Below are 18262 nucleotides of genomic sequence, written 5' to 3' on the forward strand. Positions count from 1 at the left end.
GCGGCATCGTCAACTTGCCCCACTGGGGCGCTGTCCATTCAGGGGGCCCAGTATGCTGACCCTGCTCAATCTACTGTCCGCCGTCGCCTTGCTTATTTGGGGCACGCACATCGTCCGAACCGGCATCCTGCGGGTCTACGGCTCAAACCTGCGCCATGTCATTGGCCAGAACATGTCCAAACGCTGGCTGGCCTTTATCGCCGGGATTCTCGTCACCGCGATGGTCCAGAGCAGCAACGCCACGGCGATGCTGGTGACCTCATTTGTCGGCCAGGGTTTGATGGCACTGACGCCCGCACTGGCAACCATGCTCGGTGCCGACGTCGGGACCGCACTGATGGCGCGGGTCCTGACGCTGGATTTGTCGTGGCTGTCGCCGCTGCTGATTTTCCTCGGGGTGATTTTCTTTCTCTCACGCAAGCAGACGAGGGCAGGCCAGCTTGGCCGGGTCGGCATCGGTCTGGGGCTGATTATTCTCGCACTGCAACTGATCGTCGAAGCGGCCAATCCGATAACCCACGCTCACGGCGTCAAAGTGCTGTTTGCCTCACTGACGGGCGACATCCTGCTCGACGCCCTTGTCGGTGCGCTGTTCGCGATGATTTCCTACTCCAGTCTGGCCGCTGTCCTGCTCACTGCAACCCTTGCCGGTGCCGGAGTGATCAGCCTGCCGGTGGCCATCGGCCTGGTGATCGGCGCCAACATCGGCAGCGGTGTCCTGGCATTTCTCAGCACCAGCATGCAGAACGCGGCCGGACGTCAGGTGGCGCTGGGCAGCCTGCTCTACAAGATAATCGGCCTGCTGCTGATCATTCCGGTGCTCGGCCCGCTGGTGCACTGGATGGACAGCCTCGATTACCGCCCGCAAGGCCTGGTGATCGGCTTTCATCTGCTCTACAACACGGTGCGTTGCCTGATGCTGTTGCCCAGCGTCGGCCCGATGGCCAGAATTTGTGCCTGGCTGCTGCCGGAACGCCCGGAAATCAACGGTCTGGCCAAGCCGCGCCATCTGGACCCGACAGCCCTCGTCACACCGAGCCTGGCCTTGGCCAACGCCGCCCGGGAAACCCTGCGCATCGGCGACCTGATCGACAACATGCTCGAAGCCATGCTCGATGTACTGCGTGGCAAGCAAACCGCCGTCACTCAGGAAATGCGCCGACTGAGCGATGACGTCGAAGTACTCTGCAGCGCGATCAAACTCTATCTGGCGCAGATGCCCCGCGAAGACCTCAGCGACCAGGACAGTCGGCGCTGGGCAGAGATCATCGAACTGGCGATCAATCTGAAACTCGCCTCTGACCTGATCGAACGCATGCTGCGCAAGGTCCAGCAGCAGAAGACCTCGCAACGCCGCTCCTTTTCCGACGTCGGCCTGGAAGAGCTGGCGGGATTGCACCATCAGTTGATCGCCAACCTGCGTCTGGGGCTGTCGGTGTTTCTGAGTGCCGACAAGGAAAGCGCCCGGCAACTGCTGCGCGAGAAACGTCGCTTCCGCGCGCAGGAGAGACGCTTGGCTCATGCCCATGTCAGCCGCTTGCACCGTAAGGTCGTGCAAAGCCTCGAAACCAGCTCGCTGCACCTGGAGCTGATCGCCGACATGAGACGCTTGAACTCGCTGTTCTGTGGCAGCGCCTATGTGGTCCTCGAAACCACCGAAACCGGTACATTGGCTGCCGACGATACGGCTGACATCACCCATTCACCCTGAACGTCCAGCGTTGAAAGAAGTCACTTAGAAGGTTGAAGGCAAATCCTTTTGCCCGCATTGACCCGCCAGGAAGGTTGTTATGCGTTGTCTGTTGTTCGCGTGCCTGCTATTGAGTTCCACCTGCTCATTTGCGCTGGATCGCTTTCAGGTCGAGGGTTATACGCTACCCAACGGCTTGCAATTACTGCTCAAGCCCGGCAGCGAACGCGGGCATGTGGCGATTCGTCTAGTGGTGGGCGTTGGCCTCGACGACTTTGCCTGCGCCGACAAAGAGCTGCCACACCTACTTGAGCATTTGCTGTTCAGCGGCGTCGACGCGAGCGGCGAAGGCGGGCTCGAGGAGCGCATGCAGGCACTGGGTGGTGAATGGAACGCCTACACCAGTAACGCCGACACCACGTTCGTCATCGAAGCTCCGGCAAAGAATCAACGCAAAGTCCTCGACCTGTTGCTGGCCCTACTGACCCAGACCCGACTCGACGACAACGCAATCAGCGCGGCCAAACAGGTGGTCGAACGCGAAGATGGCGGCCATTACTCTCACTTGCAGCGCTGGCTCGACCGCCAGGACCTGGGCCACACGGCGAGCAATCAGCTGGCCGTGGAGCTGGGCCTGAAGTGCTCGGAGCGTGCCCAGGTAGAGCACCTGACCCGAGAACAATTGGAGAAGGTCCGCAAGGAGTGGTACGCACCGAACAACATGACGCTGATTATTGTCGGTGAGCTTGATCGCCTGCTGCCGGCCTACCTGGAGCGTACCTATGGCCAGCTCGAAGCCATTGATCCCACCGAGCATTTACCACTGCCGGACATCCAGCACCCGGCGCTAGCCGAGCGCAATCTGATCCAGGGCTGGGTGGGGGGTGGCGCCAAACTGCACTGGCTGTTCCCGGAACCGGCTATGGATGATCAGTACGATGAAACGTACGACCTGCTCAAGGACTACCTCGACTGGGCGCTTTATCGTCAGTTGCGCCTGGCACATGGATTGTCCTACGGCCCCTGGGCCGAACGTGAAGTGTTCGGCGGTGTCGGTTTCCTCAGCCTGAACGCCGATCTGGAGCGCGATGATCTGCCACAAGCGCAGCAGGTACTCGATGATCTGAAAACCGATCTGCTCAAGAATGGCCTCGACCCCGCAGGCTTTGAACGCCTGAAACAGGTCGCCATCGCTCGACAGGCCTGGGCCGTGCAAGGCAACAGCGGGCTGGCCGACTACTACTGGAGTGCCATTGGTGACTATGAGGACGGACATTTCGACGACCCGGCCATACGCCTGCAAACAGTCACTCTGGACCAGGCCAACCAGACCCTGCACAAACTGCTCGAACGACAGGTTTACATACGCATCGAGAAACCGCTGTTCAGTTATGACGAGGTGCTGTGGTTGCTGGGCGGGGTGTTGGGGTTGATGGCGCTGGGACTGATGGGCTGGCGTTTGCGTCGTCGATAAGAGGTCGACGTAGGAGCTGCCGCAGGCTGCGATCTTTTTCGCACACCAAGCTTTCTCGCAACATCAGAGTGCCAGCGTTATCCTGTCGGGGTTTTTTCCCACGACCATTGCGAACTACCGAATGCCTATCCTGACCCGTTACGTACTGCGCATCCTCGAACTGATGAAGCGCTACCCCGGGGTCATTGCGCTCGGTGGCTTCATCTCGGGGGTCTGCAGTTTCATTCTGGTCGACCGCCAGCAAAGCCTGGCGACCTGGATTGCGGCCATCATGCTGATCAGCTGGCTCTGGCTGATGCTGGAAAACAGCCTGACGGAGCTGTTCGCCAAGGTCTTCAAGCGTGAGATCCCGCAGCCGTTGTTGCGCTATGCGACACAGATGATTCATCAGGAGAGTCTGTTCTTCGTCTTGCCGTTCTTTTTCATCACCACCACCTGGAACAGTGGGCAACTGGTGTTCACCGGATTGCTCGGAGCGGCGGCGCTGGTTTCGATCACCGACCCGCTGTATTACAAATGGCTGGCGCCGCGCCGCTGGCTGTTCCTGGCGATGCATACGCTGACGCTGTTTGCCGCGCTGCTGACCGCATTGCCGATCATCCTGAACCTGACCACCGCTCAGAGTTTCAAACTGGCTCTTGGCACCGCGATGCTGCTGTCTTTTCCAAGCCTGGCGTCGATCTTTCCGATTCGCACGATCCGCGGCGCCCTGAGCGTGCTCAGCATCACCCTGGCCATCGGCTGCGCCGGCTGGTTGCTGCGCTCCTGGGTGCCGCCGGCCACTTTGTGGATGACGCAAGTGGCAATCAGCACACAACTACAAGACCGTACACCCGGCGACAGCCACAATGAAGTCAGCGTCGCCCAGCTGCGCTCCGATGGCCTGTACGCCTACACCGCGATCAATGCACCGCGCGGGCTCGACGAGCGGATTTATCACGTCTGGCAGTTCAACGGCCAAGAGGTCGACCGCATCGCACTGGATATCCACGGCGGGCGCAAGGAAGGCTACCGGGCCTGGACCCATAAACAGAACTTCCCCGGCAACCCGGTGGGCGACTGGCAAGTTCGGGTACTGACCGAAGACGGTCAGGTGATCGGCGTACTGCGCTTCGATGTGACCGACACAGGTCAAAACGGCACGACGCCGAGCGAGGCAAAGTAACCGGGATCGTGCTATTACGTAGCACTGCGTATCAGTCGAACAAGCACGGAGATTATGAGCAGCACGATTGCCGGCAGTGCCCAACTCGATACTTCGAACACCCCTGCGCGGTTGCGGGTCACGGGTGACTGGACGCTTGTCCATTACGCCGACCTCAAACGCCTGAGCAACACCCTCAAAGGTCAGTACGACGACCGAACCCCTATCGACCTCAACGGCCTCGGCGCACTCGACACCGCCGGCGCATCGCTGCTGGTCGAGCTGCTCGGTGCCGAGCGCCTCGGCAAGTCCGCCGAACACCCCGACTGCAGCCTGTCCGCAGCCGACCGTGCGCTGCTGCAAACGGTCTATTGCTCGCTGACCGACTTCTGTGTCCCCGTCAAAGAGCCCGAAATCAGTGTCGGCATTCAACTGCTGACCCGCATCGGGTGCGCTGTGGATGCAATCTGGCAGGACACGCTGCAACTGTTGGGTTTTGTCGGACTGATCCTGGAAACCATCGCTCGCAGTCTGTTTCGCCCCAAGCGCTGGCGGATCACGCCGATGGTCGCGCACATCGAACAAACCGGCCTCGACGCCGCGCCCATCGTCGCCTTGCTGACCTTCATGGTGGGTGCAGTGGTGGCCTTCCTCGGTGCCACGGTGCTCTCCAGTTTTGGTGCGAGCATTTTTACCGTGGACCTGGTGGCGTTCTCGTTCCTGCGTGAATTTGGTGTGTTGCTAACCGCCATCCTGATGGCTGGGCGTACTGCCAGTGCCTTTACCGCGCAAATCGGCTCGATGAAAGCCAACGAAGAAATCGACGCAATCCGCACCTTGGGCCTCGATCCGATGGAACTGCTGGTGGTGCCGCGGGTGCTGGCGTTGCTGGTAGCGCTGCCGATGCTGACCTTTCTGGCGATGCTCTCGGGGATTGTCGGTGGCGGGGTGGTCTGTGCGATATCGCTGGGCATCTCGCCAGCAATGTTCCTCTCTTTGCTGCAATCGGACATCGGCGTTCAACATTTTCTGGTCGGCATGGTCAAAGCACCAATCTTCGCCTTTCTGATCGCCTCCATCGGTTGTCTGGAGGGCTTCAAGGTCAGTGGCAGCGCTGAATCCGTTGGCGCCCACACCACGTCCAGCGTGGTGCAGTCAATTTTCGTGGTGATCGTGCTTGATGCGGTGGCCGCGTTGTTCTTTATGGAGATGGGCTGGTGAGTCGTTTACCCCGTGCGCCCTCTGAGGCGGTGATCGAAGTCCGTGGGCTGTGCAATCGCTTCGGCCGCCAGAGCGTGCACGAAAACCTCGACCTGGATTTGTACAAGGGCGAGATTCTCGCTGTGGTCGGCGGTTCCGGCAGCGGCAAATCGGTGTTGCTGCGCAGCATCGTTGGCCTGCGCCAGCCCAGCGAGGGCATGGTGAAGGTGTTTGGCAAGAACCTGCCGAGCCTGACGGAGCATGAACGCTCAATGGTCGAGCGACGCTTCGGCGTGTTGTTTCAGAAGGGCGCGTTGTTCTCTTCGTTGACCGTGACCGAAAACGTCGCCTTGCCATTGATCGAGCACGCTGGTCTGAGTCGCGACGACGCCGAGCATCTGGCAGCGGTTAAGCTGGCCTTGGCCGGTCTGCCGCTGTCGGCTGCCGACAAGTACCCGGCCTCGCTGTCCGGCGGCATGATCAAACGCGCGGCGCTGGCCCGCGCCTTGGCACTGGACCCGGACATCCTGTTCCTCGATGAGCCGACCGCCGGCCTCGATCCGATCGGCGCCGCGGCGTTCGATCAGTTGATCCTGACGTTGCGTGATGCGTTGGGGCTGAGTGTTTTCCTGGTCACCCACGACCTCGATACGCTGTACACCATCACCGACCGGGTCGCGGTGCTGGCGCAGAAAAAAGTACTGGTGGCCGACGCCATCGACACAGTGTCGGAAACCAACGACGCGTGGATTCACGAATACTTCCACGGCCCACGCGGCCGCGCGGCGCTTTCGGCCGCTTCACAGCTCAACGAGGTATGACATGGAAACCCGAGCCCACCATGTATTGATCGGCCTGTTCACCGTATTGGTAGTGGCCGGTGCGTTACTGTTCGGCCTGTGGCTGGCCAAGTCCAGCGTCGACAGCGAGTTCAAGGATTATGAAGTCGTCTTCAACGAGGCGGTCAGCGGTCTGTCCAAAGGCAGTGCAGTGCAGTACAGCGGGATCAAGGTCGGCGATGTAGTGAGTCTGCGCCTCGACCCCAAAGACCCGCGCCGGGTACTGGCACGGATTCGTCTGGGCGGCGAAACCCCGATCAAGGAAGACACCCAGGCGAAACTGGCGCTGACCGGGATTACCGGCACCTCGATCATCCAGCTCAGCGGGGGTACGCCACAAAGCCCCGAGCTGCGCGGCAAGGACGGTAATTTGCCGGAGATTGTTGCTTCGCCTTCGCCCATCTCACGGTTGCTGAACAACAGTGATGACCTGATCAGCAGCGTCAATCTGTTACTGCATAGCGCCAACCAGATGATGTCGTCGGAAAACGTCGATCGCCTGAGCAAAACCCTTGAGAATCTGGAGCAAACCACCGGAAGCATTGCCGAACAGCGCGGTGATCTTAGCCAGGCCATGCAGCAACTGGCGTCGGTAGGCAAGCAGGCCAGCAGCACCCTGGAACAAACTTCCGCACTGATGCGCAACGCCAACGGCCTGCTCAACGATCAGGGCAAACAGATGTTCGGCAGTGCCGAGCAGGCTATGAAGTCACTGGAGCAGACCACAGCAAGCGTCAACAACTTGCTGACAGACAACCAGGACGCGCTGAATAACGGCATGCAGGGACTCAACAGTCTGGCCCCGGCCATACGTGAGTTGCGTGACACCCTGAGCTCGTTACGCGCTATTTCGCGTCGCCTGGATTCCAATCCCAGCGGTTACTTGCTGGGCGGCGACAAGGATAAGGAGTTCACGCCATGAAACCTGTCTACCGCAGCTTTGCTCACTGCACGCTGTTGGCGAGTTTCGCGCTGACCAGTGCCTGCTCGATTTTACCCAAGTCTGACCCCCTGGATGTCTACCGCCTGCCTGCCGCGCCGAGTGCCGCGTCGTCGACGCACGCCAACTCGGTGCCTTGGTCACTACGCCTGTCTAAACCCCAGGCAAGCGATGTACTCAACAGTGCAAAAATCGCCGTGATCCCTCAAGGCGATCTGATCAGCAGCTACAAGGCTTCGCGCTGGAGCGATCCTACGCCGATCCTGCTGCGCAATCGGCTGCTCGCCGGGTTTGCACAGGACGGCCGCGTACAGCGGCTCAGCACCGACGACAGCAACTTGCAGACGGATCTGGAATTGGGCGGGAACCTGCAAGCGTTCCAGACGGAATATCAAGGCAACACCGCGCAAGTGGTCATTAGCCTGGATGCGCTGTTGGTGCGTGGCAATGACCAACGGATCCTCGCCAGTCGCCGCTTCGAAGTGCGCCAGCCATTGAGCGATGTGAAGGTGCCTGCAGTGGTGACCGGGTTTGGTCAGGCCAGCGATACGCTCACGGCGCAGGTGATTGCATGGACGGTAGAGCAGGGGCAGAAGACCGCGACCATGAAGCCCTGAGCCAGCACCGCCTCTGTGGCGAGGGGGCTTGCCCCCGTTGGGACGCGTAGCGGCCCCAAAACCTGTCATCGCACTCCGTCAGACACACCACATCAATGGTTTAGGGCTGCTGCGCACCCGAACGGGGGCAAGCCCCCTCACCACAGGGTCGCGTGTTCAGGCTCAGCCAAAGAACCAGTAGCAAACCCCGATCGCCCCCAGCACCCCCGCGAGCTCCGCCAGCAGTGCGCAACCCACGGCATGCCGCGCACGCTGAATACCCACCGCCCCGAAATACACCGCCAGCACATAGAACGTGGGTTCGGTACTGCCTTGAATAGTCGCTGCCACCAGCGCCGGGAAGCTGTCGACGCCTTGAGTCTTCATGGTTTCGATCAGCATCGCCCGCGCAGCGCTGCCGGAGAACGGTTTGACCATCGCGGTCGGCAGGGCATCGACGAAACGCGTGTCCCATCCAGCCCATTGCACCAGATGGCGAATCCCGTCCAGACCGAAGTCCAGCGCCCCGGACGCTCGCAATACGCCCACCGCACAGAGCATCGCGACCAGATACGGCAGCAGGTTCTTGGCGACATCAAAGCCTTCTTTGGCACCTTCGACGAATGCTTCGTAGACCTTGACCTTGCGCAGCGCGCCAATCACCAGAAACAGCATGATCAACCCGAACATTGTCAGGTTACCGAGGATCGACGACAGGCTCGCCAGAGCAGTGGCTGAGAGCGCCGTCAACAGCGCCATGAACCCACCCAGTAGCAGCGCACCCGGAATCAGGTAAGCCAGCACCACCGGGTCCCACAGCCGAAGACGCTGCATGAATGCCACCGACAGCAGACCGACGATGGTTGAACAACTGGTCGCCAGCAAAATCGGCAGGAACACCAGCGTCGGATCGGCCGCACCTTGCTGGGCGCGGTACATGAAGATAGTCACGGGCAGCAGGGTCAGGGACGAGGCGTTAAGCACCAGGAACAGGATTTGGGCATTGCTCGCGACCGTGGTGCTGGGGTTGAGCTCTTGCAACGCACGCATCGCCTTGAGACCAATCGGCGTAGCGGCATTGTCGAGCCCCAGGGTGTTGGCAGCAAAGTTGAGGGTGATCAGGCCGATGGCCGGATGCCCCGCCGGCACTTCGGGCATCAGGCGCAGGAACAGCGGTCCGAGCGCCTTGGCCAGCCAGTCGACGATCCCGGCTTTTTCAGCGATCCGCAGAAAGCCCAGCCAGAGGGTCAGGGTGCCGAACAGCAACACCATCACGTCGACCGACAGCTTGGCCATGGCGAAGATGCTTTCCACCATCGTCGCGAAGATCCCGGCATTACCGCCGATCAGCCACTGCGCGAGTGCCGAAACGGCCGCCACGATGAAAAAGCCAAGCCACAGGCCATTGAGCATCAGTCAAATCCCCCAGAAGATGCCGCGAATGATAGCGGGGTGGGCAGAAACGACAAACCCCGGATTTCTCCGGGGTTTGTTGGCATTGCTGGCGGGGGACCATTGTGGGAGCGAGCTTGCTCGCGATAGCGGTGTATCAGTCGACATCAATGTTGGCTGTTACTCCGTCATCGCGAGCAAGCTCGCTCCCACAAAAGCTCGCTCCCACAGGGTTATGCATCAGTTGCTGGAAGTCTCGCCAGCCGGCAGCTTCTCTTTGCTGCGCCAGTGCGGCAGGGAGTTCCAGTAGCGCTGGCCCTTGGCGTCGTCGTACATGCCTTCCCAACGGGAGACGACCAGTACGGCCAAGGCGTTGCCGATCACGTTCAGTGCGGTACGGGCCATGTCCATGATGCGGTCGACACCGGCGATGAACGCCAGGCCTTCCAATGGAATACCGACGCTGCCCAGCGTTGCCAGCAGGACCACGAACGACACGCCCGGCACGCCGGCGATACCTTTGGAGGTGACCATCAGCGTCAGTACCAGCAGCAACTGCTGGCTGATCGACAGGTCGATACCGTACAGCTGGGCAATGAAGATCGCCGCGATGCTCTGGTACAGGGTCGAACCGTCGAGGTTGAACGAGTAACCGGTTGGCACCACGAAGCTGCAAATGGCTTTCGGTGCACCGTAGGCTTCCATCTTCTCGATCACGCGCGGCAGCACGGTTTCGGAACTCGCGGTGGAGTAGGCCAGCACCAGCTCATCCTTGAAGATGCGCATCAGCTTGATGACCGAGAAACCGAACAGGCGAGCAATCAGGCCCAGCACCACGAAGGCGAAGAACAGGATGGCGACGTAAACCAGGATCACCAGTTTGGCCAGCGGCAGCAGGGAAGCGAAACCGAAGTTGGCAACGGTCACTGCGATCAGTGCGAACACGCCGATCGGGGCGTAATTCATGATCATGTGAGTGACCTTGAACATGCTTTCCGAGACGCCCTGGAACATCTTCACCAGCGGCTCGCGCAGGTCCGATTGCAGGCTCGACAGACCAAGACCGAACAACACCGAGAAAAAGATGATCGGCAGCATCTCGCCACGCGCCATGGCGGCAAAGATGTTCGACGGAATCAGGTTGAGGATGGTTTCGATGAACGCGTGCTCATGCTGAACCTCGGCCGCGGTCGCCTGGTACTTGGAAATATCCACAGTGCCCAGGGTGCTCATGTCGATGCCGGAACCCGGGTGGAACACGTTGGCCAGCACCAGGCCGACCAGAATGGCGATGGTGGTGACGATTTCGAAGTAAATGATGGTCTTGAGACCAATGCGCCCGAGCTTCTTCGCATCGCCCACACCGGCAATGCCGACGACCAGCGAGGAGATCACGATCGGGATCACGATCATCTTGATCAGACGGATAAAGATATCGCCCGCCGGTTGCAGGACGTTACTGATCCACCAGGCTTTTTCCGCACTGAAGTGGTTGAGCAACGCACCAATTGCAATGCCCAGTACCAGACCGATGAGGATCTGCCAGGCGAGGCTCAGCTTTGCCTTCTTCATATCATTACCCTTTTCTTATAAATGGACTCGAGAAGATGCACAAACTGGAACGCCCAATGGCGGAAAAGTCTGTGCATCTGCCCCCGGATAAGGTCGCCCGGAGCGCGTAAATACGGCTCTCTGGCAGATAAAAAAGGCGCAACTATTCCGATGCACGGGAGCGACGTCTAATGCCGTAAACGCCTACCCTATGCCGAATCGGCATGAGTTTTTTCAAAGCAAACCGCCGTCCCAACCGGTTCGAATACGACATTTCGGCAGGCATAAGTGCCGTGAACCGGCCATCGCAGAGGAGATTGATCGTTTTTTGAGCAGCGGAATATGGACAAAAACCAGGGAAAAATCCTACGAGCCGTAGTGAATAGTGAGCAGAAATCAGCGCCAAATTTCTCGATATACGGTCACCCGGAAACACTGCGAAATGTTTTGTGAAGAACACCGATTGTTTTTTTGCCGGCAGGGGTAGCGATAAGAATGGTTTGGCAGCTCTAGGTCAACGCTTTGCACATATAAGCGCGCCGCAGATTTGTCACGTCATGAATGACGGTCAAATACGCGGCGCTGCTTGTCCTAACCCGGCCCTTGCGCAGGCACTCCCTGTACCCGTAGGTCACTCCGATCCTGAAGCAATCAGAACATCCCGGCCCCTTGGTCATGCGCACACCGTCCTCGGGTGGGCGCAGAGGAAAGAGGCATTGCTGACCTCCTTTGTTTTTCAAACCCGGTACCTGATCGGATCTGTCTTCAAGCAAACGTCCACGATCAGCCTCGACCGCGACGGCCAAAGAAAAATGAAGCAACAAACATCACCAGGAACACGACAAAGAGAATCTTGGCGATACCCGTGGCGGTGCCCGCGATACCACCGAAGCCCAGTACTGCAGCGACAATGGCAATAATCAAGAATGTGATTGCCCAGCTCAACATGGTGATTCTCCTTACGCTTCTATTTGGAGGTGCAGCTATTCACGGCACATGAACATCGCACCAAGTCTGTTACCTAGAACACCCAACGATCCTGACGCAGCGTCACGGCACCAGGTTCGGCCGGGTCCACACTCATCATTCTCATTGAGGCTGCATCAGCAGGCCGACTGCCGACCGCGCTGAAATGGGTTTGGGTCAAGTGATGAGCCGGCGCAATCGCGGCCTCTGACTGCTGGCTTTGTTCCCAGCGCAAGAACTGCTGGCCGCCGATCAAGGTGATCAACAAGGCAAACACGGCAAACATCCCTTGCTGGATAGTCAGTGGCGAGATCCGCAATTGGGCGGCACGTTGGCGATTCATCCTGAAACTCCTCCCACACTGGTGGTTATTGGTCAGGGGGCGCTCTTTCTTGAGTGCCCCGGCTTAACCAGACCGTTGCAGCCTGCATGCCAGCTCCCACACCGAAATAAGTTAAATAAAATCAAATAGATATTTTGATTAACAAAATGCATTCGGACGCATCCTGCACGATGGTCCGCAGAAGATCGTGCGTAATGCACGATCGATTTGCACGAAATCGAAAATTTTTGGAATGTATGAAGGGATACGGATGTCAGAAAAAGAGGCGGGAAAACGCCAAGGCCGTCGCTGTAAAAATAAAAGAGATTAAAATCATATAGTTAATAGAAGCTTGAACAGACAACTACCCCATTCTTACGAGAAGCGCCCAGAATCAACCATGCAACTTGCCCGATTTTTCCGAGACTAAATTAAGAGCATTCATTTAAGGAGCGTAGGAAAAATGGAATCAGCCAAAGAGCATCAAGGCCGCATTCTGCTGGTAGATGATGAATCCGCCATCCTGCGCACCTTTCGCTACTGCCTGGAAGACGAAGGCTATACCGTCGCCACCGCCAACAGCGCGGCCCAGGCCGACGCTTTGTTGCAACGACAGGTCTTCGACCTGTGCTTCCTTGACCTGCGTCTGGGCGAAGACAACGGTCTCGACGTCCTGGCGCAAATGCGTGTGCAGGCACCCTGGATGCGCGTAGTGATCATCACCGCACACTCGGCCGTGGACACCGCCGTCGATGCGATCCAGGCCGGCGCCGCCGACTATCTGGTCAAACCTTGCAGCCCCGACCAATTGCGCCTGGCCACCGCCAAACAACTGGAAGTACGCCAGCTCTCGGCACGCCTTGAAGCCCTCGAAGGTGAAGTCCGCAAACCCAACGATGGCCTGGATTCCCACAGCCCGGCGATGAAAGTCGTACTGGAAACCGCCCGCCAGGTCGCCAGCACCGATGCCAACATTCTGATACTCGGCGAATCCGGTACCGGTAAAGGCGAACTGGCCCGGGCCATTCACGGCTGGAGCAAGCGCGCGAAGAAATCCTTCGTCACCATCAACTGCCCCTCATTGACAACCGAGCTGATGGAAAGCGAACTCTTTGGCCACAGTCGCGGGGCGTTTACCGGTGCCAGCGAAAGTACCCTCGGCCGAGTCAATCAGGCCGACGGAGGTACATTGTTTCTTGATGAGATCGGCGATTTCCCGCTGACCTTGCAGCCCAAACTGCTGCGCTTCATTCAGGACAAGGAATACGAAAGGGTCGGCGACCCGGTGACCCGTCACGCCGATGTGCGAATCCTCGCCGCCACCAATCTCAATCTCGAAGACATGGTCCGCGACGGCCGTTTCCGCGAAGACCTGCTCTACCGACTGAACGTCATCACCTTGCACCTGCCGCCACTACGCGAACGCGCCGAGGACATCCTGGCCCTGGCCGACCGCTTCCTGGCACGTTTCGTCAAGGAATACGCGCGGCCGGCTCGTGTCTTCAGCGACGAAGCACGCGAGGCGCTGCTCGGCTATCGCTGGCCAGGCAACATCCGCGAACTGCGTAACGTGGTCGAACGAGCAAGCATCATTTGCCCACAGGAGCGAGTCGAGATCAGCCATTTGGGCATGACTGAACAAACCACCAGCAACGCTCCCAGAATCGGTGCGGCGCTAAGTCTGGATGAATTGGAGAAAGCCCACATCGGCGCGGTACTGGCCAGCGCCGGCACCCTCGATCAAGCGGCCAAGACCTTGGGTATCGACGCCTCGACGCTGTACCGCAAACGCAAACAGTACAACCTGTGAGCAGCACCTTATGAAGCTGGCGATGAAGTTGCGCACACGGCTGTTTCTGAGTATCTCGGCACTGATCACCGTGGCGTTGCTCGGCCTGGTACTCGGGCTGGTCAGCGTGATGCAGATAGCCAGTAACCAGGAAGCGCTGATCCGCGACAACTTCATCACCCTGGACCTGGAACTCAAACTGCGCCAGACACTGGACGATCAGTTGATCAACATGCTCAGCATAAAGCCCGACCTTGAGGCACTGGAAACCTCTGAGCGGCGCTATTTCGAGCTGCTGGATCAAGGCATCGAGCACGAAAACGGTTTCAATAGCGAGCATCACGGCTTCGAGCAGGCCCGCACGGACTACCTGTCCTTTCTCAAAGCCTTCAGCCTCATGCAGGAACCGTCCGGCAAGCTCGCCGGCAATCGGAGCCTCACCGAAAAGTTCAACGTGCTGCGCAATGGCCTGATTGCCGAACACAAACAGGCGCTGGACAACATCAACGATACCCAGCGCAATGCCCGCGAACATGCGCTGCTGATTGCCGGCTTGCTCGGATTGGTCGGGTTGGCCGTGCTGTTCATCGGCTTCATCACCGCTCACGGCATCGCCCGGCGCTTCGGTGAGCCGATCGAGGCACTGGCCAAGGCCGCGGATAACATCGGCCAGGGTAACTTCGATGTCACCCTGCCGATTTCCCCGGCGGTGGAGCTGACCCAACTCACCCGGCGCTTCGGGATCATGGCCGAAGCCTTGCGTGAGCATCAGGCAACCAATGTCGATGAACTGCTCGCGGGTCAGCAACGCTTGCAAGCCGTGCTCGACAGCATCGATGACGGTTTGCTGATGATTGATCGTCAGGGCCATCTGGAGCACCTTAATCCGGTCGCACAGCGTCAGTTGGGCTGGGACGAAGGCCGCCTCGGCCAAGGCCTGGGCACCGCGCTCCAACGGCCGGAGCTCGATGAACAACTGCAAACGGTACTGCGCGGCGGAACACTGGAGCGTGCGCCTGAAGACCTGAGCATCGACGTCGATGGCGAGTCGCGGCTGTTGACCTACAGCCTGACGCCGGTCATTCATCCCCAGGGGCATATCCTCGGCGCGGTCATGGTGCTGCACGATGTCACCGAGCAACGGGCCTTTGAGCGGGTACGCAGTGAGTTCGTACTGCGCGCCTCCCATGAGCTGCGTACACCGGTCACCGGCATGCACATGGCCTTCGGCCTGTTCCGCGAGCGCGCGCACTTTGCCGAGGACTCTCGCGAAGCCGACCTGTTGAACACGGTGAATGAGGAAATGCAGCGTTTGATGCAGTTGATCAACGACCTGCTGAACTTCTCGCGCTATCAGAATGGTCTACAAAAACTCACCCTGACGCCATGCAACATCGATGACCTGCTGGAACAGGCACAAGGGCGTTTCGCCGAGCGGGCCAATGAGCAAAGCATCGAGTTGCTGGTGGAAGTGCACACACCACTCCCGCGACTGCAGGCCGATCAGGCGCAACTCGACCGGGTGCTGGACAACCTGATCGACAACGCGCTGCGCCATACCAGCCACCATGGGCAGATACGCCTGCAGGCTCGCCGGCACGGCGAACGGGTGATTGTCAGCGTCGAGGACAATGGCGAAGGCATCGCCTACGGCCAGCAGGGGCGGATTTTCGAACCCTTCGTTCAGGTCGGGCGCAAGAAGGGCGGCGCCGGGCTCGGTCTGGCACTGTGCAAGGAGATCGTGCAACTGCACGGCGGTCGCATGGGCGTGTATTCCCGGCCGGGGCAGGGCACTCAGTTTTATATGGCACTGCCCCTCTAACGGGCGATCACGCCTCGTCATCCAGCCGCCGTGACGCCAACCGACGGCCTCGGGTGATCAGTTCAATGAACTGCGCCGCAGTCAAGGCATGGGCGAACAACCAGCCTTGGCCGTAATTCACTCCCTCACTGCTCAACAACGTGGCCTGGGCTTCATGTTCGATACCTTCGGCAATCACCTTGAGCTGCAAGGCATGCGCCATGCGAATGATGTGCGGCGCCACGCCGCTGCTGGCGGCGTCGTGGCCCAGCGCATCAATGAAAGCCTTGTCGATTTTCAGGTAGTCCACTGGCAGGGTTTGCAGGTAAGCCAGGCTGCAATAACCGGTGCCAAAGTCGTCGATCAACACTTGATGCCCGGCATCGCGCAACGCTTGCAGGTTCTCCCGTGCGACCACCACATCGATCAACCCCCGCTCAGTCACCTCAAACGCGATCTGCCGCGCAGCGACCCGGTGCGTGGCCAGCAAGCCTGCCATGACCTGGCCAACCCGCGGCACCATGACATCGCAGGCCGCCAGGTTGACCGAAATATACAACTGCGGGTTGGCGCGAAGTAACTTACCGAGCTGTTCAAGCAATCGCTGCAACACGAAGTCAGTGATCTGACGGATCTGCCCGGAGTCTTCCGCCATGGGAATAAACAAGTCCGGGCTGGTGAGCGTGCCGTCCGGCCGGCGCCAGCGCAATAAGGCTTCGGCACCGACACAGTTACGGCTCTTGAGATCGAAGATCGGCTGATACAGGACCTGTAACTCGCCACGCTTGAGGGCTCCCTGCAACTCACCGCCCAACGATTGCCGTTGGCGGGCCAGCAGAAACACCAAACCGCCAATGCTCAAGCCCAGTAGCAGGCTTGCCGGTACCAGCCACCACCACAGCGTGGGCAGGTGCGATGCGGTTCGTGGACTGATCAACACCAACTGGTACTCGGGATTATTGGTCGGCATGCGATAGATCAGCTGGGTTTTCGTGACCTGCAACGGTTCACTGCTGAAGGGCAACCAAGGGTCGCTGAGTGGCCAGGCTTGTGGTGTGCCGAGTACCGGGATCGCCCGAACGCCATGATCGACCACTACCAACAGGCTGCTGCCGGGTGCCAGATCGACCATGTCGGTCAAATGACCGCGTGAAGTCGCTACCCGAAAATTGCCGCGTCCCAACATCAGTGCTGCACGGTCTTCATCGGGCTCGGTCGAGGTGTTGAGCCAATAACTGTAGGTCGGCCCTTTGATGTCCGGTGGTCGGATTGCCGAAAACCCATCCTGCCGCGGCCGATTCGAGCAGAATTGCGTGGCGTCGATATAGGCCGCCTCATACACGAATCGGTAATTGAAACTGACCTGCTGCAAGGTCGCGATCATGTCCGTGTCGCAGCTACGCAACGGCTGCGCTTCCAGGTCATCCAGGCCTTCGCGCAGTTGACCGAACAGTTGCTCCAGGCGCTCCAGAAAGCGTTCGCCCTGAGCGTTCATCTGTTCGCTTTCGCGTTGCTGGACCTGCCGCAGCGCCACGCCCAGGCTGCCGGCCAAGAGCAAAGCTGCACTCAGCACAGCCGCTAGCATCGCCAAAGACCAAGGGCGATAGAACCAACTGCGCAGGGTCTCGCCAGCGGCTGTCATCATTGAATATCCGAAGGATTACCAATGAGTTATAGCTACTGATTAGAAAATAGCCCTGACCGTCGGGCGGGCGTCATTATTTTGTCTGGTTGAGCACTTGCAGAATCGCGGCGCTTTGCGCGTCTGGCGTACCGTCAAATCGTGAAGGTCGATAGTGCATCTGGAAAGCTGCCAGCACATGCCGGGTGGCCACATCCAGCTCACCGGTCTGCGGCGTTGTATAGCCCAGACGCGCGAGTTCTTCCTGAAACCAGGTGATGCTCGGAAGTTGTGCTTCGAATAACGCTTGCTGACGCGCTACTGCCTGGGAATCGGGCCAGACCACCAGCCCTTCGTCGGCCAGGCGCTTCCATGGGAACAACGGCCCCGGGTCAAGCTTGCGTAGCGGTGCGATGTCGCTGTGACCAATGATGTTTCGCGGGCTGATGTTGTTGCGCTTGCTGATGTCCTTGATCAGGAAGATCAAAGACTGGACCTGCGCCTCGCTGTAGGGATACCAGACGCGCCCGGCAGGCGTATCGCGAAAACCCGGATTGACGATTTCGATGCCGATCGAGCTTGAGTTCAGCCAGGTCCGGCCTTGCCACTCGCTTTCCCCTGCATGCCAGGCCCGACGGCTTTCATCCACCAGCTTGAAAATAGTGGCGTTCTTGTCATCGCCAACCAGGTAATGGCTGCTGACCTGTCCATGGGTCAACAGTGCCAACGAACGCTCCTGCGAGGCGGTGGTGTAATGCACCACGACAAACTGCACGCGATTGTCGAAATTCACCGAAGGATGGCGGGTGTCGATTCGAGGACCGCTAGCGCAACCCGCCAGGACCAGAAGTACCAAAAGCAGAGGAATCGATTTCATGATCTGGGCAATACGCTGAGATAGTAATGCAACAGTGTAACGTACTGCCTTCTTCTGGGC

Annotated in this window: 15 protein-coding genes; 9 read left to right on the plus strand and 6 right to left on the minus strand. The window is 59.2% G+C overall.

The window, feature by feature from the left end; all coding sequences use genetic code 11:
* The first annotated feature begins 52 nt into the window (after positions 1-52).
* The 7 genes from BK658_RS07495 (at position 53) to BK658_RS07525 (ending at position 7904) form a co-directional block, all read left to right on the plus strand.
* Entirely contained in the window at positions 53-1711 is a 1659-nt protein-coding gene (locus BK658_RS07495; RefSeq protein WP_123581768.1) for a Na/Pi cotransporter family protein, read from the plus strand.
* A 79-nt stretch (positions 1712-1790) separates the two neighbouring features.
* Positions 1791-3164, plus strand: a complete 1374-nt coding sequence (locus tag BK658_RS07500; RefSeq protein ID WP_123581769.1) for a M16 family metallopeptidase — start codon at positions 1791-1793, stop codon at positions 3162-3164.
* 121 nt (positions 3165-3285) lie between these two features.
* Positions 3286-4329: a DUF5924 family protein gene (locus BK658_RS07505; RefSeq protein ID WP_123581770.1), complete on the plus strand. Its 1044-nt coding sequence runs from the start codon at positions 3286-3288 to the stop codon at positions 4327-4329.
* Positions 4330-4383: 54 nt separating this feature from the next.
* A complete protein-coding gene (locus BK658_RS07510) occupies positions 4384-5529 on the plus strand; it encodes an ABC transporter permease (RefSeq protein ID WP_123581771.1) in 1146 nt (381 codons plus the stop codon).
* Positions 5526-6329: an ABC transporter ATP-binding protein gene (locus BK658_RS07515; protein ID WP_123581772.1), complete on the plus strand. Its 804-nt coding sequence runs from the start codon at positions 5526-5528 to the stop codon at positions 6327-6329. Before BK658_RS07510 ends, BK658_RS07515 begins: the two co-directional genes overlap by 4 nt.
* A gap of 1 nt (position 6330) precedes the next feature.
* On the plus strand, positions 6331-7269 hold the full coding sequence (locus BK658_RS07520; protein WP_123581773.1) for an MlaD family protein: 939 nt from the start codon (positions 6331-6333) through the stop codon (positions 7267-7269).
* On the plus strand, positions 7266-7904 hold the full coding sequence (locus BK658_RS07525) for an ABC-type transport auxiliary lipoprotein family protein (RefSeq protein WP_123581774.1): 639 nt from the start codon (positions 7266-7268) through the stop codon (positions 7902-7904). Before BK658_RS07520 ends, BK658_RS07525 begins: the two co-directional genes overlap by 4 nt.
* 162 nt (positions 7905-8066) lie before the next feature.
* On the opposite strand, the gene BK658_RS07530 is transcribed toward BK658_RS07525, so the two are convergent.
* From BK658_RS07530 to BK658_RS07545, 4 genes are all read right to left on the minus strand, one after another.
* Positions 8067-9296: a nucleoside recognition domain-containing protein gene (locus BK658_RS07530; protein WP_123581775.1), complete on the minus strand. Its 1230-nt coding sequence runs from the start codon at positions 9294-9296 to the stop codon at positions 8067-8069.
* A 219-nt stretch (positions 9297-9515) separates the two neighbouring features.
* Positions 9516-10847: a glutamate/aspartate:proton symporter GltP gene (gltP, locus tag BK658_RS07535; protein WP_123581776.1), complete on the minus strand. Its 1332-nt coding sequence runs from the start codon at positions 10845-10847 to the stop codon at positions 9516-9518.
* A 762-nt stretch (positions 10848-11609) separates the two neighbouring features.
* Positions 11610-11774, minus strand: coding sequence for a DUF1328 domain-containing protein (locus BK658_RS07540; protein WP_007989444.1), 165 nt, complete (start codon positions 11772-11774; stop codon positions 11610-11612).
* Positions 11775-11847: 73 nt separating this feature from the next.
* Positions 11848-12135, minus strand: a complete 288-nt coding sequence (locus tag BK658_RS07545; protein ID WP_123581777.1) for a hypothetical protein — start codon at positions 12133-12135, stop codon at positions 11848-11850.
* A 442-nt stretch (positions 12136-12577) separates the two neighbouring features.
* On the opposite strand from BK658_RS07545, the gene algB reads away from it, so the two are divergent.
* Positions 12578-13924, plus strand: coding sequence for a sigma-54-dependent response regulator transcription factor AlgB (gene algB, locus BK658_RS07550; RefSeq protein WP_123581778.1), 1347 nt, complete (start codon positions 12578-12580; stop codon positions 13922-13924).
* 10 nt (positions 13925-13934) lie between these two features.
* On the plus strand, positions 13935-15725 hold the full coding sequence (locus BK658_RS07555; protein ID WP_123581779.1) for an ATP-binding protein: 1791 nt from the start codon (positions 13935-13937) through the stop codon (positions 15723-15725).
* Between the two features lie 7 nt (positions 15726-15732).
* Here the strand turns inward: BK658_RS07555 and BK658_RS07560 are convergent, their stop codons facing one another.
* Complete coding sequence (locus BK658_RS07560) at positions 15733-17346, minus strand: EAL domain-containing protein (RefSeq protein WP_123581863.1); 1614 nt, start codon at positions 17344-17346, stop codon at positions 15733-15735.
* A gap of 76 nt (positions 17347-17422) precedes the next feature.
* The gene (locus BK658_RS07565) at positions 17423-18202 is read right to left on the minus strand and encodes an N-acetylmuramoyl-L-alanine amidase (RefSeq protein WP_123581780.1); all 780 of its coding nucleotides are present in this window, start codon (positions 18200-18202) and stop codon (positions 17423-17425) included.
* Between the last annotated feature and the right edge of the window lie 60 nt (positions 18203-18262).

Origin of the sequence: Pseudomonas brassicacearum, from assembly GCF_003732175.1 — a bacterium.
Classification (GTDB): domain Bacteria; phylum Pseudomonadota; class Gammaproteobacteria; order Pseudomonadales; family Pseudomonadaceae; genus Aquipseudomonas; species Aquipseudomonas brassicacearum_G.